Below are 21,685 nucleotides of genomic sequence, written 5' to 3'. Positions count from 1 at the left end.
GCATGGCAAGGACATGCCGACCAGACTTCCCGGCGCACCGCGTCTCAGCCTATCGCCGACCCGTCGTTTCTTGACGCGAGAAAGCGCCGACCCGTCGCTTGTTGACGTGCTGGGCGTGAACGAGCGACGGGTCGGCGTCGTACGACGTGAAGAAGCGACGGGTCGGCGTCGTACGGCGTGAAGAAGCGACGGGTCGGTCAGTCCTCGTTGCTGGAGCCGATGCCCTCCGAGATCAGGTTCATCACCGAGGAGTCGGCCAGCGTGGTGACGTCGCCGACCTCTCGGTGCTCGGCGACGTCCTTGAGCAGGCGGCGCATGATTTTGCCCGAGCGGGTCTTGGGCAGCTCGGGGACGATCATGATCTGGCGCGGCTTGGCGATCGCGCCGATCTCCTTCTGCACGTGGCGGCGCAGCTCCTCCACGATGTCCTCGCCGCCGTCGCCGGCGGAGTCGCGCAGGATCACGAACGCACAGACGGCCTGGCCGGTGGTCTCGTCGGCCGCGCCGACCACGGCCGCCTCGGCGACCTTGGGGTGCGAGACCAGCGCGGACTCGATCTCGGTGGTGGAGAGGCGGTGGCCGGAGACGTTCATGACGTCGTCGACGCGGCCGAGCAGCCAGATGGCGCCGTCCTCGTCGCGCTTGGCGCCGTCGCCGGCGAAGTAGAAGCCCTGCTTGGCGAAGCGCGACCAGTAGGTCTCCTTGAAGCGGTCGTCGTCGCCCCAGATGGTGCGCAGCATGGCCGGCCACGGCTCCTTGACGACGAGGTAGCCGCCGGAGCCGTTGGGGACGGACTCGCCGGCCTCGTCGACCACGTCGGCCTCGATGCCGGGCAGCGGTCGCATCGCCGAGCCGGGCTTGCCGGCGGTCACGCCGGGGAGCGGGGAGATCAGGATCTGGCCGGTCTCGGTCTGCCACCAGGTGTCCACGATCGGGCAGCGCTCGCCGCCGATGACCTCGCGGTACCACATGTAGGCCTCGGGGTTGATCGACTCACCGACCGACCCGAGCAGCCGGATCGAGGACAGGTCGCGCTCGTCGGGGATCTCGCGGCCCTGCTTCATGAACGTCCGGATCGCGGTGGGCGCGGTGTAGAAGATGGTGACGCCGTACTCGGCGACGATGTCCCACCAGCGGCCCTTGTGCGGGGCGTCGGGGGTGCCCTCGTACATCACCTGGGTCGCGCCGTTGGCGAGCGGGCCGTAGACGAGGTAGGAGTGTCCGGTGACCCAGCCGACGTCGGCGGTGCACCAGTAGACGTCGGTGTCGGGCTTGAGGTCGAAGACGGCGTGGTGGGTGTACGACGTGCCGGTGAGGTAGCCGCCCGTGGTGTGCAGGATGCCCTTGGGCTTGCCGGTGGTGCCGGAGGTGTACATGACGTAGAGCGGGTGCTCGGCGTCGAAGGGCTCCCAGGCGTGCTCGGTCGAGGCGCTGCCGACGGCGTCGTGCCACCACACGTCGACCGCGTCGTCCCAGCCGTGGTCGCCGAGGTCCTGGCCGGTGCGCCGCACGACCAGCACGTGCTCGACGTCGAAGCCCTCGGAGGAGGTCTTGGCGCGGGCCTCGTCGACGGCCGGCTTGAGGGCGGACGGTGCGCCGCGGCGGTAGCCGCCGTCGGCGGTGACGACGACCTTGGCCTGGCAGTCGACCAGGCGCGAGGCGAGCGCGTCGGAGGAGAAGCCGCCGAAGACCACGGTGTGCGGGGCGCCGATCCGCGCGCAGGCCAGCATCGCCACGACGGTCTCGGGGATCATCGGCATGTAGATCGCGACCCGGTCGCCGGCGCCGACGCCGAGCGCGGTCAGCGCGTTGGCTGCCTGGCACACCTCGCGCTGGAGGTCGGCGTAGGTGATGGTCCGCTTGTCCTCGATCGGCTCGCCGACCCAGTGCAGGGCGACCTTGTCGCCGCGGCCGGCCTCGACGTGCCGGTCCACGCAGTTGTACGCCGCGTTCAGCTTCCCGCCCGTGAACCACTTCGCGAACGGCGGGTTGTCCCAGTCCAGGACCCGGTCCCACTTCTCGGCCCAGTCGAGGCGCTCGGCAGCCGCGGCCCAGAAGGCCTCCCGGTCCGACGCGGCCCGGTCGTAGGCCTCGGCCGTGACGTTCGCGTGGGCCGCGAGCTCGGCCGGCGGCTCGAACGTCCGGTCCTCACGGCTCAGGTTGGACAGGGTCCCACCTTCGATGGACTCAGTGCTCACGACAACTCCCTCAACAGCTTCCTGTGGTGACTCACGCCACCCTAGGACCTGTGCCGGTGGCGGCGTCCAGCCTGCCCCGGCCGAGGTTGCCGGGAGGTTGCCGCGAGCAGGGCGCAGGGGTCAGCGCTGCAGCCACGCGAGCACCGCTCGGACCCGCCGGTTCTCGTCGGTGGACACCGGCAGGTCGAGCTTGGTGAAGATGCTCGACACGTGGCTCTCGACGGTGCGCAGGTCGATGTGGAGGCCCGTGCCGATGGCGCGGTTGCTCAGCCCCTCGGCCATCAGCCGCAGCACCGACGTCTCACGGTCGGTCAGGCGCGTGAGCTGCGAGGCCAGGTCGCCGCGTCCCAGCAGGTGCGTCACGACGTCCGGGTCGAGGACCGTGCCGCCGTCGCGCACCCGGTTCAGCGCCTCGACCAGGACCCCGACGTCGGTCACCCGGTCCTTGAGCAGGTAGCCCAGGGCACGCGGGTGGCGGCGTACGAGGTCGGTGACGTAGCGGGCCTCGAGCGACTGGGAGAGGAGCAGGACCCCGAGATCGGCGTAGGTCTCCTTGAGCACCACCGCGGCGCGCGCGCCCTCGTGCTCGTAGGTCGGGGGCATCCGGATGTCGACGACGGCGACGTCGGGGCGGTGCTCGGCCACGGCCGCCAGCAGGCTGTCGGCGTCACCCACGCCGGCGACGACGGTCATGCCCGCCTCGGTGAGGAGTCGGGCGAGCCCCTCGCGCAGCAGCGTGGAGTCGTCGGCGAGCACAATCCTCATCAGGCCACCCCGTCGAGGGGCGCCGCAGGCCCGGCGGGCAGCCACACGCGGAGCCGGGTGCCACCGCCGGCGGGTGACCGCAGGTCCCACGTCCCGGCGGCGGTCGCGACCCGGTCCCGCAGCCCGCGCAGGCCCAGGCCCTCCGGGTCGGCGCCCCCGCACCCGTCGTCGCCGACGGCGACGACGACCCCGTCCCCCGAGGCCTCGACGGACAGCTCGATGGCGGTCGCGCTCGCGTGCCGGCGGGCGTTGACGACCGCCTCGCAGGCGATCATCCAGACGGTGAACGCGACGGCCGGCTGGAGCGGCGGCGTCCGCACCGAGACCGACACCGGGACCGGGGAGTGGCGTGCGAGCTCCTCCAGCGCCGCCTCGACGCCGCCGTCGGCCAGCGTCGACGGCAGCAGGCCGTCGGCCAGCGCCCGCAGCTCGCGGACCGCCTTCCCGACCGACACGACGCCCCCGGCGAGCGCGCTCCTCATCCGGTCGGGGTCACCATTGAGCTCGGCCGCGCGGAGCTCGAACGCGATCGCCAGCAGGGACTGCTGGGCGCCGTCGTGCAGGTCCCGGCCGATGCGCCGGCGCTCCTCGTGCTGCGCCTCGAGCAGCCGGTGCCGCGAGGCGCTGACCTCCTCCAGCCGGCGGGCGAGCTCGGCGCGCAGCCGCACGTTGTCGAGCTCCCCGGCCACGATCGAGGTCACGGCCCGCGCCGTGCGCTCGTCCACGGTGGCGGGGTCGTAGACGACTCGCGCCACGGCCCGGCCATGGCGTACGGCGTCCGCCGCGGTGGCTCCCGCCTCCGCGGGCCGGCCGTCGGCGCGGATCCATCCGCCCGACTCCTCGTCGGCGAAGACGGCGTGGGCGGTGGGGTCCGCCAGGGCGCGGGCGAGCAGGGCGTCCAGGTCGACGCCGGTCGGCGCGGCCGCGAGCCCCTCGCGGGCCACCCGTTCGGCCCGGTGCCGTTGCCGGTCGAACCGGCGGGCGACCTGGTCCTGGAGCCAGTCCCGCAGGGGGAGCGCCACGAGCGCCGCCGCGGTCGCACCGAGGGTGGCCGCGAGCTCACCGGAGCCCGACCAGGTCCCGAGGCCCCGGGTGGCCAGCAGGACGACGGCGGCGTACACGAGCACGACGAGCGCAGACAGGATCCCGTAGACGACCGCGCGGGTGAGCACGCGCTCGACCTCGTAGAGCTGGAACCGGAGGACCGACAGCCCGGCCGCGGCGGGCACCAGGACGATGAAGCCACCGGTGGCCCAGATGAGCACCGAGTCGTGCCCGGTCATCGAGCTCGCGAACGACACGACCACGAAGAGCGGCAGCGGGACCACCACCAGCGCGAGCCACAGCAGGGGCCGCCGCTCGTCGGCCGAGGAACGCCGGAAGCGCACCAGCAGGGACGCGGCGGCGCCGATCAGCCCGACGCCGACGGCGAGGATCGCCACGACGCGCAGCGGGTCGAGCACCGGAGCGAGGGACGGCAGGGCCCAGGGGTTCTCGACGGCCCGGTACGGCGCCTCGAGCTGCCGGGTCCCGACCAGCGAGCAGGCGAGGTAGACCGCGCCCGCCGCCACCGTGTGCCGGGCGAGCGCTCGCCAGCGCGGGCCAAGAGTGTGTCCCGTGGGCGTCAGGTGGAGCACGAGTGCGACGAGGACCAGCCACGGGGCGAAGCTGACGTCGCCGGCGACGGCGGCCAGCCGGGCGCGGCCCGAGGGGTCGTGGGCGACCAGCAGCCGCGCCGCGGCGTACTCGTCGATCACGCCCGAGAGCAGGAGGCTCGCGGCCAGGGCGAGGAAGAGCCACCCGACCGGGTGCGCCGGTCGTGCCCAGGCGAGGAATCCTCCGGTCGCCGCGGCGCTGCCGATGGCCGCCGTCACGACCCAGGTCGCCCCGTGCAGCTGTCGGAGCTCGGCGTGGCCGGACGTGGCGAGGTGGACGTCGCTCGCGACCAGTGCCACGAACGTCGCCACCTCGAGCCCGAGGACGACCACGACGGCCGTCCGGCTCACCGCGGTGGGGGCCATGGACTGATGCTGACACCACTCGGTGGTCCCCACGTCCGTGTTCGCACGGAGAGCCGACCCCCGGCCCACCCCGATGCGTCCGGCCCTGGGCGGTCCCACGATCGGAGGAGGGCCCGACGAGCGGACCCGGACCCGAGAGGACCACCCCGATGACCACCACCACTTCCCCTGTCACCACAGCCCTGAGCGCCTCCGCCATCGACGCCGACCTGCCCGGCCGCCGGGTGCTCGTGGGGCTGTCCGCCGCCTATCTCGTGCTGTTCGTCGCCCTCTTCCTGCTCAGCGGGGGTGAGATCGCGAACGACGCACGCGGCTCCACCGTGATCAAGGAGTTCAGCGGCAGTCATCTCTTCGTCCAGGTCACCGGCTACGGCATGGTCGTCGCCGCGGCAGTCGTCGTCTTCTGGGGCACCGCCCTGCGGCGTCGCCTCGGCGGGACGTGGACCGCCGACCTCGTGGCGGCCGGCGCTCTGGCGATGGGGATCACCCTCGTCGGGTGGGTGGTCACGGCCTTCGCCCTCATGCACGCCGTCGACACGGGTGTCCCCGAGGTGGCCCAGGCCGTCAACATCCTGGACAACTCCAACTTCGTCCCGGCGATGCTCGCGCTGACCTGCATGATGATCGGCGCCGGGCTCTCCGGACTCAGGTCCGGTCGGCTGCCGCGGTGGCTCGCGGTCGCGTCGATCGTGCTCGGGGCACTGGCCCCGCTCGGACCCGGCGCCTTCCTGCCGTTCGCGCTGTTCCCGCTGTGGGCCGTGGTCGTCTCGACGCAGGTCCGGCTGGACCCGACCCGCTAACGGAAGTCGATGAGCAGCATGTCGGTGTCCGTGCCGTCCGAGACCTCGCCCTCCGGGGCGGGGTCACCGGCGTCGTCGGGCGCCCCGGGAGCGGAGTCGTCCTCGGCGGCGCCGGGGCGCGGCTGGTCGATCACGGTGGCCCGGAAGCAGCTCACGACGTAGGGCAGCTGCATCCCGTCCATGCCCCGGCCGTAGTCGTCGTAGAACGCCAGCACCTCGGCCAGCTTGGCCTCGCGCTCCTCCGGCGGCAGCACCGCGACGTTGGAGCGGCTGAGCACCAGGTCCTGGATGGAGTCGCGGTCGACGATCTGCCAGGACTTGAACGCCATGTCCTCGACGAAGCCGAACAGCGCCGACTGCACGATCGGCTCGGCCGGCTCGCGGAGCTGGTCCTGGGTCCCGATCAGGTGGCCGAGCTTGCGGACCCACGGGATCCGCTCGTCGCGCTGGTTCCACACGACGGCCAGCCGGCCGCCGGGCTTGAGGACCCGGGCGATCTCGGGCAGGGCGCGGTCCAGGTCGAACCAGTGGAAGGCCTGGGCAGAGACCACCACGTCGACCGAGCGGTCGGCGAGCGGGATCTCCTCGGCCCCGGCGATCGACGTACGGACGTCGGGGAGGTGGCGGCCCAGCAGGGCGAGCATCGCGGGGTCCGGGTCCGTGGCGTGCACGTCGTGGCCCAGGGCGACGAGCTGTGCGGTCAGCTTGCCGGTGCCGGCGCCCAGCTCGAGGACGGTGACCGGCTGCTCGCCGACCAGCCAGGCCGCGGCCTCGCGGGGGTACGTCGGCCGCCCGCGGTCGTAGGCCTCGGCCACGGAGCCGAAGGATCGCGCCCAGGTGGGGGTCTCGTCACTCATCATCGGCAGGCTACCGGCTCGGTGGCGGGACACCGGTCGTTAGCCTTCACGTCCATGAGCGCGGATCCCCTTGCCTGGTTGACGTCCCTCGAGGGCGTGCCGTCCGCGTACGCCGCCGCGCGGGACGGCATCGACGTGATGCTGCGCGACCGCGGGCTGCGCCGCACCTCGCCCGAGACGACCGCCGAGTCGCTCCTGCGGGGCGCGCACGCCAGCGCTGCGCTCGAGGGCTCGTCCTCGTCGCTGACCGACGTGCGTGAGGGGACCGGGGACGAGATCGCCCAGGACGCCCTGCGGGTGTCCACCGAGCTGTTGTCGCTGGCGCCGCTGCTCGCCCGGACGCCGCTGCAGGCGCTGGCCCGGATCCACGCGCTGGCCGGCTCCGCGACGCTGCCCGCCGACCAGCTGGGCCGCCCCCGGGACGCCGCGTCCGCGGACCGGCTGCGGGGCCTGGCCGAGCTCCTGACCGCGCCGACCGCCGCCCCGGCCCTGCTGGTGGCCGCGGTCGTGCACGCCGACCTGGCCACCGCGGCGCCGTTCGGGTCGCACAACGGACTCGTCGCGCGGGCCGCCGAGCGGCTCGTGCTCGTCGCGCGCGGCGTCGACGAGAAGTCGCTGGTCGTCCCGGAAGCCGGACACCTGGCCCTGCGGTCGGCGTACGAGTCGAACCTCCGGGGCTACCGCGAGGGCGGGCGCCCCGGTGTCCAGGCGTGGGTGCTGTACGCCGCGGAGGCGTTCGCCGCGGGCGCCGAGGCGAGCCCGCTGCGACGGGCGGCGGAGTAGGCCCAGCTGGTCTGGACATGCGAGCGGCACCCGACTCACCAGGGATTCGGATGCCGCCGCTGACACGTGAACCCGATGGCTACCAAGCGTGCAACATCTAACTGCTGCCCCGGGATTTTCCCGTTGTGGCATGCACCCTCAGGAAGGGTAGATCGCCGCGTGGGTACCCGGATCACGTGCTGCTCTGGAGTTCTGCTCTCGTTTCTACGCGCTCCCGGAGCGACCTTCAACCCTTGACTTTTGAGGTCATCGCGGCGGTCGTCAGGCCCCGAGGCGGCGCTTGCGGGCATTGGCCCAGATGACTCCGCCAACCGCGACCACCCCACCGACCGCGAGCGCGGCGAGGGCCGGCTTGGCCGGCGGGAGGGGCACCCGCCCGCGCAGCGCGACCGGCTTGACGAAGACCAGCACGGGCCAGCCCTTGCCGGCCGCGATCTTGCGGAGGTCCCGGTCCGGGTTGACCGCGTGGGGGTGGCCGACCGCCTCGAGCATGTGCACGTCGGTGACCGAGTCGCTGTAGGCGTAGCTGCGGGACAGGTCGTAGCCGACCCGCTCGGCGAGCTCGCGGATCGCCCGCGCCTTCTCCTCGGCGTAGGCGTAGTACTCGATGTCGCCGGTGTAGCGGCCGTCCACGATCTCCATGCGGGTGGCGACGACCCGGTCGGCGCCGAGCATCTCGCCGATCGGGCCGACCACCTCGGCGCCCGAGGTGGAGACGATGACGACGTCGCGGCCCGCGAGGTGGTGCTCCTGGATCAGCTGCACGGCCTCGTCGTAGACGATCGGGTCGACGATGTTGTGGAGGGTGTCGGCGACGATCTCGCGGACGGTCGCGACGTCCCAGCCGGCGCAGAGCTGCGACATGAACTGCCGCATCTTCTCCATCTGGTCGTGGTCGGCGCCGCCCACGAGGTAGACGAACTGGGCGTAGGCCGACCGGAGCACCGCGCGCCGCGAGATCAGGCCGCCGGCCTGGAAGGGCTTGGAGAACGCCAGGGTGCTCGACTTGGCGATGATCGTCTTGTCGAGGTCGAAGAAGGCCGCGGTGGGGCGGGACGCCATGCGGTCATCGTAGGGGCGCGGGTGCCCGCACCTCCTCGTGTGGGCCGTCACTCGTTCCGGGCGTCCTGTCCGGGATGCGTTGTCCACAGGCCGGGCGACGTCCGGATTGGGGTGGCCGGGTGCCCGGGAACCATCCGCGGCATGACCACTCCGCTGTTCATCACCCGCGACGACACGCTCCTCGACGACCTGCTGCGGCTCTCCGCGGCCGCCGGGGTGACCCCCGACGTGGCCCACGACGGCGGTGCCGCCCTGCGCGGGTGGTCCGCCGCGTCGCTGGTCCTGCTCGGCGCGGACCTGGTGGACGAGGTGGCCCACCTGTCGCCGGCACGCCGCGGCGCGGTGCATGTCGTGACGTGGGGTCCGGCGCCTGCGGAGATGTTCCGGGCGGCCCTGCGGGTCGGTGCCGAGACCGTCACGGACCTGCCGCGGTCGGACGCGTGGCTGACCGAGGTGCTCACCGACGCCGGGGAGGGGGCGCCGTCCCGGGGGCAGGTGCTGGGGGTGATCGGCGGGTCGGGCGGGGCCGGGGCGACGACGCTCGCCTGCGCGCTCGGCCAGGTGGCGGCGCGCACGGGGGACGCGCTGGTGGTCGACGCCGACCCGCTCGGTCCGGGGTGCGACCGGATGCTCGGGCTGGAGGACGTCGACGGGGTCGGCTGGGAGGCGCTGGTGCAGACGACCGGGCGGCTCAGCGGCCGCTCGCTGCGCGAGGCCGTGCCCCGGCGGGGACCACTCGGCGTGCTCGGCTGGCGCCCGGGGCGCGGGGTGCACGCCGGACCCGCCACGCTCCAGGCGTTCGCGGTGCGCGAGGCGCTCTCGGCGGCCCGTCGTGGGCACGACACCGTCGTCGTGGACCTGCCCCGCACCCCGGACCCCCTGGTGGACGAGGTCGTCGCCCGCTGCGACCGGGTGCTGGTCGTCGTCGTGCCGACCGTCGGGGGCGTGGCCTCCGCGGCCCGCCTGTGCGCCCGGCTCGCCGATCGGTCCCGGCTGCGGCTCGTGGTCCGCGGCACCGGCATCGTCCCCGAGCGGATCGCGCGGGTGACCGGCGTGCCGGTGCTCGCCTCGATGGCCGACCAGCGGGGACTCTCGGAGGCCGTCGACCTCGGGATGGGGCCGGTGCGGTCGCGTCGCGGACCCTTGGGCCGGGCGGTCGTCGACCTGCTGGCCCAGCTGCGCGTGATGGGGGCCGCGGCATGAAGTCACCCCACGAAACCGCTCGCTGCGCTCACGCTTCCGCGGGGACCCCGGCATGACGGGCGACCTCGAGGCGGTCCGCGAGCGGCTGGCGCGCGAGCCGGGCGACCTGACGCCCCACCGGGTCGCGGTCGCGCTGCGCGAGTCGGGCCGGCCGGTCGGGGACGCGACGGTGCTGGCGGTCTACGAGGCGCTGCGGCGCGACGTGGTCGGCGCGGGACCGCTGGAGCCGCTGCTGCGGCTTCCCGGCGTGAGCGACGTACTCGTCAACGGTGCGGAGCACGTCTACCTCGACCGCGGCGAGGGCCTCGAGCCCGCCGACGTCCGCTTCCCCGACGAGGAGTCGGTCCGCCGCCTGGCCCAGCGCCTCGCGGCCCTGGGCGGTCGTCGGCTCGACGACGCCAGCCCGTACGTCGACCTCCGTCTGGCCGACGGCAGCCGCTTCCACGCCGTGCTGTCGCCGGTGTCCCGGCCCGGCACCGTGATCTCGCTGCGCGTGCCACGGGCCACCGCCTTTTCCCTCGCCGAGCTGGTCGAGGCCGGCACCCTCGCCGCCGCCACGGCCCGGCTGGTCGCGGCGGTCGTCGAGGCGCGGCTGGCGTTCCTGGTCACCGGCGGCACGGGCACCGGCAAGACGACCCTGCTCTCGGCCCTGCTCAGCCTGGTCGACCCACGGGAGCGCCTGGTCCTGGTCGAGGACGCGAGCGAGCTGCGCCCCGACCACCCGCACGTGGTCGGCCTCGAGAGCCGGCCGCCCAACATCGAGGGGGCCGGCGCCATCGACCTCCGCACCCTGGTCCGTCAGGCGCTGCGGATGCGGCCCGACCGCCTGGTCGTGGGGGAGGTGCGCGGGGGCGAGATCGTGGATCTCCTCGCCGCCCTCAACACCGGCCACGAGGGAGGCTGCGGCACGCTCCACGCCAACTCGGCCCTCGATGTCCCGAGCCGGGTGGAGGCGCTGGCTCTCGCCGCGGGGCTGGGACGCGAGGCCGCGCACAGCCAGCTCGCCTCGGCCGTGGACGTGGTCCTGCACCTCGGCCGCGATCGCGACGGACGCCGCCGGCTGCGGCAGGTGGCGGTGCCGGTGCGCACGTCCTCCGGCCTGGTGGCCATGGAGTCCGCTCTCGACCTGGCGCCCGACGGTCGGGCGGTGCCCGGGGCGGCGGCCGCGCGGCTCGACGCCCTGCTGGCTCGGCGGCGGTCGGCGTGATCCTCGCGGCCGGCTGCGCGGCCCTCACCGTGCTCCTGCTGCTGCCGGGCCGACCGACGATGCCCACGGCCCGGGCCCGGCCACTCCGGCCGTCGCTCGCCGTGGCCGGTCTGCTGCTCGGCGGGTCGGTGGTGGCTGTTCCCGGCCGCCGAATGGTGCTGCTCGTGATCGGAGCCGGTGTGCTGGCCGGCGCTGCCCACCTCGTGGTCGCACGGCGTCGGCGGCTGACCGCCCGGGCCACGGCCCAGCGAGTCCGGGAGACCTGCGAGCTGCTGGCCGCGGAGCTCGCGGCCGGGCAGCCGCCCGGTGCCGCGCTCGACCGGGCCGCCGCCTCCTGGCCACCGCTCGCGCCGGCCGCCGGGGCGTTCCGGGTCGGGGCCGATGTGCCCTCCGCCCTGCGCGGCCTGGCCGACGACCCCGGCTGCGGAGACCTGCGGCTCGTCGCGGCTGCCTGGCAGGTGGCGCACCGCACCGGGCAGGGGCTCGCCGAGGCGGTCGACCGGGTGGCCCGCGACCTGCGCGCCGCGGCGGCCACGGGCCGCGTCGTGGACGGCGAGCTGGCCTCGGCGCGCGCGACGGCGCGCCTGGTGGCCGGGCTGCCCGTCCTGTCCCTGGCGATGGGCTCGGGGGCCGGGGGCGACCCCTGGGGCTTCCTGCTCGGCCACCCGGTCGGGCTCGCCTGCCTCGCTGCGGGCCTGGTGTTCGGCTTCGCCGGGCTCGCCTGGATCGAGGCCATCGCCCGGGCCGTGGACGCCGGACCGTGAGCCTTCAGGCGTGGCTCGCTGTCGTCTCCGCGGCCGCGGCCGCGTTCCTCCTCGTGCCCGGGCGGCCCCGTCTGCCGCGCGGGCCGGCCGCCGCCGTGCCGCCGGCGCCGGGGCCGGGTGGGTTGCGGCGCCACCGACTCCTGCTCGCCCTCCTCGCCGGAGCGGGCGGTGCGCTCTTCGTCGGCGGCCGCGCCGGGCCGGTGGCGGGGCTGGCGGTCGCGGTCGCGGCGTGGGTGGTGGCCGGACGCGCGGAGCCCGCCGACGTACGCCGTCGCCGGGCCCTGGTCCGCCGCGACCTCCCGCACCTCGTCAGCCTGCTGGCCTCGGCCCTCCGGTCCGGCACGGCCCCCGGGGACGCGCTCCGGCTGGTCTGCGCCGCCCTCCCCGGTCCCGCAACCGAGCGCCTCGACCGGGTCGCCGCCCGGCTCGCCCTCGGCGTCGACCCGGTCGAGGTGTGGGGCTCGCTCGCCGACGACCCCGAGCTGGCGCCGCTCGGACGCGCCCTGGCCCGGGCGCAGGCGACGGGCGCCTCGGTCGTGCGCTCGGTGGAGCGTCTCGCCGACGAGCTCGGCGAGCGGGCGCGGGGCGACGTCGAGGAGCGCGCGCGGGCGGTCGGCGTGAAGGCCGCCGTCCCGCTCGGCCTGTGCCTGCTGCCGGCCTTCGTGCTGATCGGGATCGTCCCCCTCGTGGCAGCCCTGCTCACCTCGCTCGACCTGTAGCGGCCGGGAGGCCACGAGTCGTCCACCGTCGGCCGTCGCGAACCCTCCGTCCCCAGGCGGCGTCCACGTTCCGGCGCGACGTCCCCGAGGTGGCCGAGGGTCGGAGCACGAGGCCGCGCCGCGGCCGTCTTGCACCCAGGAGGTCCCCTCATGACAGCACCGTCCGCCCACCCGACCCGGCAGGCCGAGCGCGGCATCACGACCGCCGAGTACGCCGTCGGCACCGCCGCCGGCGCCGGGCTCGCCGGCCTGCTCTACAAGCTCCTCACCGGCGGCTTCGGCGACCAGCTGCTGCACACGCTCTTCGACCACGTGCTCTCGCTGCTGGGCGTCGGATGAGGCGAGCCCCCGGGCAGCGGGGCGCCGCGACGGCCGAGCTCGCCCTGGCGATGCCGCTGCTGCTCGCGGTCACCGTCGGGCTGGTCTGGCTGCTCTCCGTCGGGGCGGCCCAGGTCCGGATCGTCGACGCGGCGCGGGAGACGGCCCGGGCCGCCGCCCGTGGAGATGCCGAGGGACTGGCGGTGGCGCGGGGGCTCGCCGTGGCCCCCGACGGCAGCCGGATCACGCTCGGGTCCGACGGCGACCGGGTGACCGTGACCGCGACCGGGGAAGTAGCGGGGCCGGCCGGGCTGTTCCGGTTCGTGCCCGGCGTGCACCTGCACGCGACCGCGGTGGCCGCGGTCGAGGAGGTGCCGTGAGCCGGCGCGACGAGCGCGGTTCGGTCACGCTCGTCGTGGTGGCCTGCGCCGGGGTCCTGCTCGTCCTCGGCGCGGCCCTGGGGGTGGTCTCGGCGCTCGTGAAGGCCCATCGCGACGCGCAGTCGGCCGCCGACCTGGCCGCCCTCGCGGCCGCGCAGGCGGCGGCCCGAGGGGGTGACCCGTGCGGCGTGGGATCGGGGCTGGCCTCGGCCAACGGAGCGGTGCTCGTCGGCTGCTCGGTGACCGGCCGGGAGGTCCTGGTGCGCGTGCGCGTCGCGGGCCCGCACTGGCTGGGTCAGCTCGACGACCTCGAGGCCGAGGCGCGGGCCGGACCCGGGTGAGCCGGGGTCAGAGCGAGTGCTCGCCCCGGTGCTGCTCGCGGGTGTCGGTGTCGTCGTCGGCGCGCTCGGACTCGACGCGGTCGAGCTTGCGGGAGAGCTCGTTGAGCTTCTTGGCGTCGCGGCGGTGCTGGATCGACCGCTTCGTGCCGAACTTCATGATCGAGAACCCCCACAGCACGGCCACGCCGGCGGCCACGCCGAAGAAGAACACGGCCGCAGCCGACACGTCGGTGCCGAGGAACTGCGCCGTCCCGTCGGCCGTGAAGAGGCCGGCGAGCACGACGAGCGCGCCACCGAGCATGAGCAGGAGCCCCAGGATCACCATGGTGGTGACACTACTCGCGGCTACCGCGGTGTGCCGCTGTCGGTGCCGAGCAACACGTCGAGGAGGCGGGTCGCCCCGGCCTTGTCGAGCGGGTTGTTCTGGTTGCCGCACTTGGGCGACTGGATGCACGACGGGCAGCCCTCGTCGCAGGAGCAGGACGCGATCGTGTCGCGGGTCGCGGTCAGCCACTCGCGGGCCGCCCGGAAGCCGCGCTCGGCGAAGCCGGCGCCGCCGGGGTGGCCGTCGTAGACGAAGACCGTGAGCATCCCGGTGTCGGGGTGGACAGCGGTCGAGACGCCGCCGATGTCCCAGCGGTCGCAGGTGGCGAAGAGGGGGAGCAGCCCGATCGAGCAGTGTTCGGCGGCGTGGGCGGCGCCCGGCAGGTCCGCCGCGACCAGGCCGGCCTCGTCGAGCACGTGCTGGGGGACGGTCCACCACACCGCACAGGTGCGCAGCGACCGCTCGGGCAGGTCGAGGGGCTCCTCGCCGAGCACGTCGCCGCCGGGCTGCCGGCGCTTGAGGAACGACACGACCTGGTGGGTCACGTCGACCTCGCCGAAGGAGAGGCGGCAGCCCGCCCAGTCGCGGTGCTCGCGCTCGCCCACGATCGCGATGTCGGTGATCTCGCGGGCGGTGGTGGAGTAGTCGGGCTCGGCGCGCTCGATGACCGCCACGTGCTCCTCGAGGTCGAGCGACTGCACCAGCCAGGTCTCGCCGCGGTGGACGTAGACCGCGCCGGGGTGGGCCGTGCCGTGGGCGCTGGAGGCGTCGACGGTGCCGATGACGCGGCCGGTCTCGGACTCGACGAGCTGCACGGGCGCACCGCCGGTGGAGCGGATGTCGGCCAGGTCGGAGGCGCGGCGCCGGTCGGTCCAGAACCAGCCGCGCGGTCGCTTGCGCAGCAGCCCGGCGCCGGTGAGCAGGTCGAGCACGTCGCGCGTGGTCGGCCCGAAGAGCGGCAGGTCGGCCTCGGTGAGCGGGGACTCGTGGGCGGCCGCACACAGGTGGGGGCCGAGGACGTGGGGGTTGGACGGGTCGAAGACCGTCGCCTCCACGGGTCGCCCGAGCAGCGCCTCGGGGTGGGTCACGAGGTAGGTGTCCAGCGGATCGTCGCGGGCGACGAGGATGCCGAGCGCGTCCTGGGCGCCTCGGCCGGCCCGGCCGACCTGCTGCCAGAGCGCGGCGCGGGTGCCGGGGAAGCCGGCCATCAGCACCGCGTCGAGGCCGCTGATGTCGATGCCGAGCTCGAGCGCGTTGGTCGCGGCGAGTCCGGTGAGCTCGCCCCGGCGCAGGGCCCCCTCGATCGCGCGCCGCTCCTCGGGCAGGTAGCCGCCACGGTAGGACGCCACCCGGGACGGCAGCGAGGGGTCGACCTCGGCGAGCAGCTCGGCCGCGGTCAGCGCGACCTGCTCGGCGCCGCGGCGGGACCGGACGAAGGCGAGGGTGCGCACGTCCTCGGCGACCAGGTCGGCCAGCAGGTCGGCGGTCTCCGAGGAGGCGGCCCGGCGGACGGGGGCGTGGTTCTCACCGGCGTGCGACGTGAAGGGGGGCTCCCACAGGGCCAGCGCGACGCGGCCGCGGGGCGAGGCGTCGTCGGTGACCGCGAGCACGTCGAGGCCCGTGAGCCGGTGGGCCGCCACCTCGGGCTCGGCCACCGTGGCGGAGGCGAGGACGAAGGTCGGCGACGCGCCGTAGAGGGCGCAGATCCGGCGGAGCCGGCGCAGCACGTGGGAGACGTGGGCGCCGAAGACGCCGCGGTAGTGGTGGCACTCGTCGACCACGACGTAGCGCAGCGAGCCCAGGAACGACGCCCAGCGGGCGTGGCCGGGGAGCAGCGAGCGGTGGAGCATGTCGGGGTTGGTGAGGACGTACTCGCCGTAGTCGCGCGCCCAGTCGCGCTGGTCGCGGCCGGAGTCGCCGTCGTGGGTGGTCACCCGGACGTCGAGGTCGAGCGCGGCCAGCCCGGCGAGCTGGTCCTGGGCGAGCGCCTTGGTCGGGGCGAGGTAGAGCACCGTGGCGCCGCGCTGCCCGCGCTCGCCCCGCGCGGAGCGGATCGCCGACAGGGCCGGCAGCTGGTAGGCGAGGGACTTGCCCGAGGCGGTGCCGGTGGCCAGGACGACGTGCTGCCCGGCGTGGGCGGCGTCGGCCGCGGCCGCCTGGTGCTGCCAGGGGAGCACGACCCCGCGCGCGGTGAACGCGGCGACCACGTCGGGCGCGGCCCACGCGGGCCACGCGGCGGTCACCGCGGCGCGGGGCGGGAGCATCTCGAGGTGGGTGAGCCGTCCCTCGCGACCGGGGACGGACGTCAGCCGGTCGACCAGCGCGGCCACCTCGAGGGGGCGTCGGACGAGGGCTTGATCCACGTCTCCAGTGTCGCAAAGGGCGCCGACAGCGCCCTCGGCCGCACGCTGAGGTTTTACTTCTTTGTGCGCGCGGCCACGTCGCGTGGTTTGATGATGCTGGCCGATGATCGACCCTGCATCTGCTTCGCCGATCCGGCTCCGTGAAACCAGTGCCATCAGGAGAGAACCCGTGGACCTGACTCTTGCAACGCGAGACGTCGATGGGAAGACCATCGTCAGTGTCGGCGGCGAGATCGACGTCTACACCGCCCCCAAGCTTCGGGACAAGATCACCGAGCTCGTGGCTGGCGGCGTCTACGACCTCGTCATCGACATGGAGGACGTCGAGTTCCTCGACTCCACGGGTCTCGGTGTGCTCGTCGGCGGCCTCAAGAAGGTGCGTGCCCACGACGGCTCGCTCCAGCTGGTCTGCAACCAGGACCGGCTCCTGAAGATCTTCCGGATCACCGGCCTGGCCAAGGTCTTCGTGATCCACGAGTCGGCCGACGCCGCACTCGCCGGCAACTGACCGGCAACTGACCGGCGCCTGAGCGCCGGCTGACCGCCGGCCCGCGGCCGCTCCGCCGGCCCCGGCTCGCTCCGGCCTGCCCGGCGTACGTCGGCCGACACCGACGCGCCGTGTGGCCCGCGTCACATCTTCCTGCTGCTGGGACCTCACCCGTGCGTAGACTCCGGCTCGTTCGTGATCTGCATCACTCCCTTGAGCTCGCAGGAGGAATCACATGGCGGGGATCAACCCGTTCGTCGTCGACGTCTCCGGAGGCAACCTCGTCCTGGTCATCGTCGTCGCCCTGATCGCGCTGGGCGCGCTCGCGATGGCGTGGATGTTCCGCCAAGAGGTTCTTGCCGCCGGTGAAGGCACCGACAACATGAAGAACATCGCGCAGGCGGTGCAGGAGGGCGCCAACGCCTACCTGCAGCGGCAGTTCCGGACGCTCGGCATCTTCGCCGCCATCGCGTTCTTCCTGCTCCTGGCCCTGCCCGCGGACGACGCGGCGGTGAGGATCGGTCGCTCGATCTTCTTCCTGGTCGGTGCCGGATTCTCGGCGACGGTCGGCTACCTCGGCATGTCGCTGGCGGTGAAGGCCAACCTCCGGGTGGCCGCGGCCGCCGAGACCGAGGGTCGCGACCCCGCCATGAACATCGGCTTCCGCACCGGCGCCATGGTCGGCATGCTCACCGTCGGCCTGGGCCTGTTCGGCGCCAGCGTCGTGGTGATGCTCTTCAAGGACCACGCCCCGCACGTGCTCGAGGGCTTCGGCTTCGGCGCCGCCCTCCTCGCGATGTTCATGCGGGTCGGCGGCGGCATCTTCACCAAGGCGGCCGACGTCGGTGCCGACCTGGTGGGCAAGGTCGAGAACAACATCCCCGAGGACGACCCGCGCAACGCCGCGACCATCGCCGACAACGTCGGTGACAACGTGGGCGACTGCGCCGGCATGGCCGCGGACCTCTTCGAGTCCTACGCCGTGACCCTGGTGGCGGCGCTGATCCTCGGCTCGCAGGCCTTCGGCGACAAGGGCCTGGTCTACCCGCTCCTGATCCCCGCCATCGGCGCGCTCACCGCGGTCGCGGGCGTCTACCTCTGCAAGCCGCGTCCGGGTGAGAACGGCCTGACCACGATCAATCGGGCGTTCTACATCTCCGCGGGCATCGCGGCCGTGGCCTCGGTGGTGCTGTCCTTCGTCTACCTGCCGGGCAGCTTCGCCGACTTCACCAACGTGACCGGCACCGACATGGGTGGCGCCAGCGGCAGCCCGCGGCTGATCGCCTCCACGGCCGTCGTCATCGGCATCGTGATGGCCGCCGGCATCCTGGCCCTGACCGGCTACTTCACCGGCACGGAGTACCGCCCGGTCAAGGACGTCGGCAAGACCTCGCTCACCGGCGCGGCCACCGTGATCCTGTCCGGCCTCTCGGTCGGCTTCGAGTCCGCGGTCTACACGACCCTGGTCATCGGCGCGGCGGTCTTCGGGGCCTTCCTGCTCGGCGGCGCGACCCTGACGGTCAGCCTCTTCGCGGTGTCCCTGGCCGGCTGCGGCCTGCTGACCACGGTGGGCGTCATCGTCGCGATGGACACCTTCGGCCCGGTCTCGGACAACGCCCAGGGCATCGCGGAGATGTCCGGCGACGTCTCGGAGCACGGCGCGCAGATCCTCACCGAGCTCGACGCGGTCGGCAACACGACCAAGGCGATCACCAAGGGCATCGCGATCGCCACGGCGGTGCTCGCGGCGACGGCGCTGTTCGGCTCCTACTCCACCTCGGTGGGCGAGGCGCTGGCCAAGGCCAACCCGGCTCGCGACGAGTACGCCCTGCTCAACTTCAACGTCTTCAACCCGGCCGTCCTGGTCGGCATGCTCCTCGGCTCGGCCGTGGTGTTCCTCTTCTCCGGCCTCGCGATCAACGCGGTCGGACGGGCCGCGGGCGCCGTGGTCTTCGAGGTGCGCCGCCAGTTCCGCGAGATCCCCGGGATCATGGAGGGCACGGGTCGCCCGGAGTACGGCAAGGTCGTCGACATCGTCACCAAGGACTCGCTCCGCGAGCTGGTGACGCCCGGCCTCCTGGCCGTGCTGGCCCCGGTCGCCGTCGGCTTCGGCCTCGGCGTGACGGCCCTGGCCGGCTTCCTCGGCGGTGCGATCAGCACCGGCACCCTGATGGCGGTCTTCCTGGCCAACTCCGGTGGCGCCTGGGACAACGCCAAGAAGCTCGTCGAGGACGGCAACCACGGCGGCAAGGGCTCCGAGGCCCACGCGGCCACGGTCATCGGCGACACCGTCGGCGACCCGTTCAAGGACACCGCCGGCCCGGCGATCAACCCGCTGATCAAGGTGATGAACCTGGTCTCGCTGCTGATCGCCAGCGCCGTCGTGTCGATGGGTGTCGGCAAGGACCAGAACGACGCGCTGCGCATCGTGATCGCGATCGTGGCCGTGGCGATCATCGCGGTGGCGGTCTACATCTCCAAGCAGCGCGAGGTGGCGATCGGCTCCGACGACGACGCCGTGCCCGCCGCCCCGGTCCCCGTGGCCGACCCGGCCGGGGAGACCCGCGAGCGGGCCTTCGTGCCCGACGCCGGTCCGGTGGCCCCGGTCGACCAGGTGGAGGACCCCGACGCCACCCGGCAGTTCCAGCCGCCCGCGCACTAGGCGGCAGCACGCACGAACGACACCGGCCCCGGAGCGCTTCGCTCCGGGGCCGGTGTCATTTCCCGGAGGCAGCGGTCAGGGGATGACCTTCACCTGCACCCGGTGCCGGGCGTAGCGCACACCGGCGTCGAAGTAGCGGTGGAAGTGCCGGGTCAGCGCCAGGAGGTCGCGCGGCGCCATCTTGATGCAGCCTGCGGAGCGGTAGTCGTTGATCTTCGGCCACTCCCAGCGGCAGATCTGGTCGCCCTTCGTGTCCGCGCACTGCTGGTTGCCGGCGCCGGTCTCGGTGTGGATGAACAGGTCGTGCCGGACCGTGCCGTGCGGCAGGCCTTGGCGCCGAGGAAGAACACCCGGCCGTGGATCAGGCTGCCGGCGTAGTCGTCGCGCTGGACGAAGGAGTAGCGGCCGTTGGGCAGCCAGCCCCGGTTGCGCACGCACTCATGGGTGGTGTCGGGCCCGCCGAACCCCGAGCCGGCCCGCCACTCGCGGTGCTCGGTCATCTCCCAGGTGCCGTCGGGGTCCTGGCGCCAGGCGCGCCAGACGACCCGGCTGTCCCAGGGGTGCTGCGCGTCCTTGTCGAAGGTGATCAGCGCGCGGACCGGGCGCCGGTCCGTCGCTCCGTCCCCGGCGTACGACGGCGGGCCGGTCGTGGTGCCCAGGAGCAGGAGGGGGAGCAGGAGCAGGACGAGCCGGCGCATGCTGCATTGAAACAGCACGCGCCGGCCCGGTCCGGGAGGTCGCGCCCGGCTACTTCTTCACGGTCAGCTTGAGCACGCGGGAGCGCGAGCCGGACACGGCGGCCGTGCCGGCGTACACCGCACGCAGCTTGTGGAGCCCCGGCTTGAGCTTCGTGAGCCGCACCGACGCCTTGCCGGAGGTGAGGCGCACCTTCTTGAGGACCTTGCTGCCGTCCATGATCCTGACGGCACCGGCGGGCTTGGCCAGGCCCGGGACCTTCAGCGCGAGCTTCATCACCGCCGCGCTGCCCTTGCGGATCGTGCTCTTGGCGAGGCTCGCCGACAGCGTCGAGGCGAGCTTGGCGACGTGGATGTTGGCGGTCGTGAAGGACCCGGGCCTGTAGGCCGGCCGGGTCGCGGTCACGACCACGGACAGGTCCTTGCCGGCGTCGACCCCCTGGACCTGGTACTGCTGGCCCACGGCGCCGGGGATGGCCACTCCGTTGCGCTGCCACTGGTAGCCGAACGCCGGCTCCGCCCCGCCCTCGGTGCCGCCGGTCCAGGTGCCGGGGGCGGCGGTCAGCAGCCGTCCGACCTTGCCGGTGCCGGACGCGGTCGGCTTGGTGACGTAGGTGATCGGGTCGCCGACGAGCGGGGTCACCGTCGCGCTGGTGATCGTGGCGTCGGTGAAGCCGTCCTTGTGGCCGGTCACCTTCACGGCGATCGCGTGCCCGAGGTCGAGGGCCGTCAGGTCGTACGTCGCGAGCGTGGCGCCGGCGATGGGCGCGTCGTCGCGCAGCCACTGGTACTTGTTGGTGGCGTCGGCGGGGTTCCAGGTCGGGCCCTGGAGCGCCAGCCTGGTGCCGACCTTCTTCGGGCCGGTCACGGTCACGTCGCCCGCGGGGGTGACCGCGGGGTTCGGGGCCAGCGGGATGCCCAGCGCGTCGCTGGTCTCGGTGACGAGCGGCAGCCCGGACAGGAAGCCATTGACCTGCACCCGCAGCTGGTGGCCGGCGTCGTCGAGCGTGGGCACGTAGGAGGGGTGGTCGGCCCCGGGGATGGGGGCGCCGTCGCGCAGCCACTGGTAGGTCGTCCTCACGCCGGGCAGGCTCCACAGGGGCTCGGTGAAGGTGATCAGCTGGCCCACCTCGGCCGTCGCGGGCAGGTCCAGGACGCTGAGAAGCGTGAGCGCGTCGGTGCCCGGATCGGTGCCACCACCACCGCCGCCGCCCCCACCGCCCGGGTCGGCCGGGATCGGGATCGCGTTGCTGAAGGTGTCGACCGGCAGCTGGCCGAGCAGCGTGCCGGTGACCTGGGCCATCACGACGGAGCCGGCGTCGGAGACGACGGGGACGTAGGAGCCGCCGGTCGCGCCCGGGATCGGCGCGCCGTTGCTGAGCCACTGGACCGAGCTGGTCACGCCCGGGAGGTTCCAGGTCGGCATGGTCAGGGCCAGCGGTGACCCGACCGCCCCGGTGCCCGCGATGACCGGCGTCGTCACCGCGGCCAGCGGGTCGAGCAGCCCGCGCGCGGCCGGTGGGTGTGCCGGGCCGGGTCGGGCCTCGGCGACCCCGGCGAACCCGAGCGCCGGAACTGCGAAGGTGGCGGCCACGAGTGCCGATGTCAGTGTCGATCCGATCGCGCGGCGCAGCCTCATGCGGTGCTTCCCTCCGTTGCCCGTGCGGCCCCCGTGCCGCGCGGATGGGTGTGGTGCTGCCCGCGAATCTAGGAAGCGGATCGGGCGATCTGGCCC

The 21,685-nt window shown here is 73.9% G+C and carries 20 protein-coding genes; 11 read left to right on the top strand and 9 right to left on the bottom strand.

Annotated elements, in window-relative coordinates; all coding sequences use genetic code 11:
* Window positions 1-197: 197 nt before the first annotated feature.
* The 3 genes from acs to EJF31_RS09045 all read right to left on the bottom strand — a co-directional run bounded on the left by acs (window position 198) and on the right by EJF31_RS09045 (window position 4,984).
* Window positions 198-2,198 (bottom strand): acetate--CoA ligase, encoded by a 2,001-nt coding sequence (acs, locus tag EJF31_RS09055; protein ID WP_260430728.1) that lies wholly within the window; start codon window positions 2,196-2,198, stop codon window positions 198-200.
* Window positions 2,199-2,318: 120 nt separating this feature from the next.
* On the bottom strand, window positions 2,319-2,963 hold the full coding sequence (locus EJF31_RS09050; RefSeq protein WP_125036746.1) for a response regulator transcription factor: 645 nt from the start codon (window positions 2,961-2,963) through the stop codon (window positions 2,319-2,321).
* Window positions 2,963-4,984, bottom strand: a complete 2,022-nt coding sequence (locus EJF31_RS09045) for a histidine kinase (RefSeq protein ID WP_125036745.1) — start codon at window positions 4,982-4,984, stop codon at window positions 2,963-2,965. The genes EJF31_RS09050 and EJF31_RS09045 overlap by 1 nt, the downstream gene beginning before the upstream one ends.
* 149 nt (window positions 4,985-5,133) lie before the next feature.
* Here EJF31_RS09045 and EJF31_RS09040 point away from each other — a divergent pair, with 149 nt between their 5' ends.
* Window positions 5,134-5,784: a hypothetical protein gene (locus EJF31_RS09040; protein ID WP_125036744.1), complete on the top strand. Its 651-nt coding sequence runs from the start codon at window positions 5,134-5,136 to the stop codon at window positions 5,782-5,784.
* On the opposite strand, the gene EJF31_RS09035 is transcribed toward EJF31_RS09040, so the two are convergent.
* The gene (locus tag EJF31_RS09035) at window positions 5,781-6,641 is read right to left on the bottom strand and encodes a class I SAM-dependent methyltransferase (protein ID WP_125036743.1); all 861 of its coding nucleotides are present in this window, start codon (window positions 6,639-6,641) and stop codon (window positions 5,781-5,783) included. The genes EJF31_RS09040 and EJF31_RS09035 overlap by 4 nt on opposite strands.
* Before the next feature lie 54 nt (window positions 6,642-6,695).
* On the opposite strand from EJF31_RS09035, the gene EJF31_RS22105 reads away from it, so the two are divergent.
* Window positions 6,696-7,424 carry an oxidoreductase gene (locus EJF31_RS22105; protein WP_125036742.1) on the top strand — a complete coding sequence of 243 codons (729 nt, stop codon included), beginning with the start codon at window positions 6,696-6,698 and terminating at the stop codon, window positions 7,422-7,424.
* 261 nt (window positions 7,425-7,685) lie between these two features.
* Here the strand turns inward: EJF31_RS22105 and EJF31_RS09025 are convergent, their stop codons facing one another.
* Window positions 7,686-8,486, bottom strand: coding sequence for an HAD family phosphatase (locus EJF31_RS09025; RefSeq protein WP_125036741.1), 801 nt, complete (start codon window positions 8,484-8,486; stop codon window positions 7,686-7,688).
* Window positions 8,487-8,627: 141 nt separating this feature from the next.
* On the opposite strand from EJF31_RS09025, the gene ssd reads away from it, so the two are divergent.
* The 7 genes from ssd (at window position 8,628) to EJF31_RS08990 (ending at window position 13,418) form a co-directional block, all read left to right on the top strand.
* On the top strand, window positions 8,628-9,689 hold the full coding sequence (gene ssd, locus EJF31_RS09020; protein WP_125036740.1) for a septum site-determining protein Ssd: 1,062 nt from the start codon (window positions 8,628-8,630) through the stop codon (window positions 9,687-9,689).
* 52 nt (window positions 9,690-9,741) lie between these two features.
* Window positions 9,742-10,896 carry a TadA family conjugal transfer-associated ATPase gene (locus EJF31_RS09015; RefSeq protein WP_125036739.1) on the top strand — a complete coding sequence of 385 codons (1,155 nt, stop codon included), beginning with the start codon at window positions 9,742-9,744 and terminating at the stop codon, window positions 10,894-10,896.
* Entirely contained in the window at window positions 10,893-11,660 is a 768-nt protein-coding gene (locus EJF31_RS09010) for a type II secretion system F family protein (protein WP_125036738.1), read from the top strand. The genes EJF31_RS09015 and EJF31_RS09010 overlap by 4 nt, the downstream gene beginning before the upstream one ends.
* The gene (locus EJF31_RS09005; RefSeq protein ID WP_125036737.1) at window positions 11,657-12,379 is read left to right on the top strand and encodes a type II secretion system F family protein; all 723 of its coding nucleotides are present in this window, start codon (window positions 11,657-11,659) and stop codon (window positions 12,377-12,379) included. The genes EJF31_RS09010 and EJF31_RS09005 overlap by 4 nt, the downstream gene beginning before the upstream one ends.
* A gap of 150 nt (window positions 12,380-12,529) precedes the next feature.
* Window positions 12,530-12,718, top strand: coding sequence for a DUF4244 domain-containing protein (locus EJF31_RS09000; RefSeq protein WP_125036736.1), 189 nt, complete (start codon window positions 12,530-12,532; stop codon window positions 12,716-12,718).
* Window positions 12,715-13,077 (top strand): TadE family type IV pilus minor pilin, encoded by a 363-nt coding sequence (locus EJF31_RS08995; RefSeq protein WP_125036735.1) that lies wholly within the window; start codon window positions 12,715-12,717, stop codon window positions 13,075-13,077. Before EJF31_RS09000 ends, EJF31_RS08995 begins: the two co-directional genes overlap by 4 nt.
* A complete protein-coding gene (locus EJF31_RS08990) occupies window positions 13,074-13,418 on the top strand; it encodes an Rv3654c family TadE-like protein (protein ID WP_125036734.1) in 345 nt (114 codons plus the stop codon). Before EJF31_RS08995 ends, EJF31_RS08990 begins: the two co-directional genes overlap by 4 nt.
* A 7-nt stretch (window positions 13,419-13,425) precedes the next feature.
* On the opposite strand, the gene EJF31_RS08985 is transcribed toward EJF31_RS08990, so the two are convergent.
* Both EJF31_RS08985 and EJF31_RS08980 read right to left on the bottom strand, forming a co-directional pair.
* Window positions 13,426-13,743 (bottom strand): hypothetical protein, encoded by a 318-nt coding sequence (locus EJF31_RS08985; RefSeq protein ID WP_125036733.1) that lies wholly within the window; start codon window positions 13,741-13,743, stop codon window positions 13,426-13,428.
* Between the two features lie 20 nt (window positions 13,744-13,763).
* Entirely contained in the window at window positions 13,764-16,106 is a 2,343-nt protein-coding gene (locus tag EJF31_RS08980) for a DEAD/DEAH box helicase (RefSeq protein ID WP_260430727.1), read from the bottom strand.
* Between the two features lie 169 nt (window positions 16,107-16,275).
* Here EJF31_RS08980 and EJF31_RS08975 point away from each other — a divergent pair, with 169 nt between their 5' ends.
* Together EJF31_RS08975 and EJF31_RS08970 are read left to right on the top strand one after the other, a co-directional pair.
* Entirely contained in the window at window positions 16,276-16,614 is a 339-nt protein-coding gene (locus EJF31_RS08975) for an anti-sigma factor antagonist (protein ID WP_125036732.1), read from the top strand.
* A gap of 214 nt (window positions 16,615-16,828) precedes the next feature.
* Window positions 16,829-19,255 carry a sodium-translocating pyrophosphatase gene (locus EJF31_RS08970; protein ID WP_125036731.1) on the top strand — a complete coding sequence of 809 codons (2,427 nt, stop codon included), beginning with the start codon at window positions 16,829-16,831 and terminating at the stop codon, window positions 19,253-19,255.
* Between the two features lie 152 nt (window positions 19,256-19,407).
* Here EJF31_RS08970 and EJF31_RS08965 read toward each other — a convergent pair whose 3' ends face one another.
* Both EJF31_RS08965 and EJF31_RS08960 read right to left on the bottom strand, forming a co-directional pair.
* Window positions 19,408-19,953 carry a hypothetical protein gene (locus EJF31_RS08965; RefSeq protein WP_125036730.1) on the bottom strand — a complete coding sequence of 182 codons (546 nt, stop codon included), beginning with the start codon at window positions 19,951-19,953 and terminating at the stop codon, window positions 19,408-19,410.
* Between the two features lie 49 nt (window positions 19,954-20,002).
* On the bottom strand, window positions 20,003-21,589 hold the full coding sequence (locus tag EJF31_RS08960) for an Ig-like domain repeat protein (protein WP_125036729.1): 1,587 nt from the start codon (window positions 21,587-21,589) through the stop codon (window positions 20,003-20,005).
* Between the last annotated feature and the right edge of the window lie 96 nt (window positions 21,590-21,685).

The sequence above is a fragment of the Nocardioides sp. LS1 genome (assembly GCF_003865225.1).
Lineage (GTDB): Bacteria > Actinomycetota > Actinomycetes > Propionibacteriales > Nocardioidaceae > Nocardioides > Nocardioides ginsengisegetis.
The sequence above is the reverse complement of the archived record's forward strand: the minus strand, read 5'-3'. Positions and strand labels throughout refer to the sequence as shown.

Bases quoted from the DNA above. Each gene is read 5' to 3' on its own strand.
- EJF31_RS09040 (WP_125036744.1), top strand. From the start codon at position 5,134: ATGACCACCACCACTTCCCCTGTCACCACAGCCCTGAGCGCCTCCGCC.
- EJF31_RS09000 (WP_125036736.1), top strand. From the start codon at position 12,530: ATGACAGCACCGTCCGCCCACCCGACCCGGCAGGCCGAGCGCGGCATC.
- EJF31_RS08985 (WP_125036733.1), bottom strand. From the start codon at position 13,743: ATGGTGATCCTGGGGCTCCTGCTCATGCTCGGTGGCGCGCTCGTCGTG.
- EJF31_RS08970 (WP_125036731.1), top strand. From the start codon at position 16,829: ATGGCGGGGATCAACCCGTTCGTCGTCGACGTCTCCGGAGGCAACCTC.
- EJF31_RS08995 (WP_125036735.1), top strand. From the start codon at position 12,715: ATGAGGCGAGCCCCCGGGCAGCGGGGCGCCGCGACGGCCGAGCTCGCC.
- EJF31_RS22105 (WP_125036742.1), top strand. From the start codon at position 6,696: ATGAGCGCGGATCCCCTTGCCTGGTTGACGTCCCTCGAGGGCGTGCCG.
- EJF31_RS09025 (WP_125036741.1), bottom strand. From the start codon at position 8,486: ATGGCGTCCCGCCCCACCGCGGCCTTCTTCGACCTCGACAAGACGATC.
- EJF31_RS08965 (WP_125036730.1), bottom strand. From the start codon at position 19,953: ATGCGCCGGCTCGTCCTGCTCCTGCTCCCCCTCCTGCTCCTGGGCACC.
- EJF31_RS09045 (WP_125036745.1), bottom strand. From the start codon at position 4,984: ATGGCCCCCACCGCGGTGAGCCGGACGGCCGTCGTGGTCGTCCTCGGG.
- EJF31_RS08960 (WP_125036729.1), bottom strand. From the start codon at position 21,589: ATGAGGCTGCGCCGCGCGATCGGATCGACACTGACATCGGCACTCGTG.
- EJF31_RS09015 (WP_125036739.1), top strand. From the start codon at position 9,742: ATGACGGGCGACCTCGAGGCGGTCCGCGAGCGGCTGGCGCGCGAGCCG.
- ssd (WP_125036740.1), top strand. From the start codon at position 8,628: ATGACCACTCCGCTGTTCATCACCCGCGACGACACGCTCCTCGACGAC.
- EJF31_RS09035 (WP_125036743.1), bottom strand. From the start codon at position 6,641: ATGAGTGACGAGACCCCCACCTGGGCGCGATCCTTCGGCTCCGTGGCC.
- EJF31_RS09050 (WP_125036746.1), bottom strand. From the start codon at position 2,963: ATGAGGATTGTGCTCGCCGACGACTCCACGCTGCTGCGCGAGGGGCTC.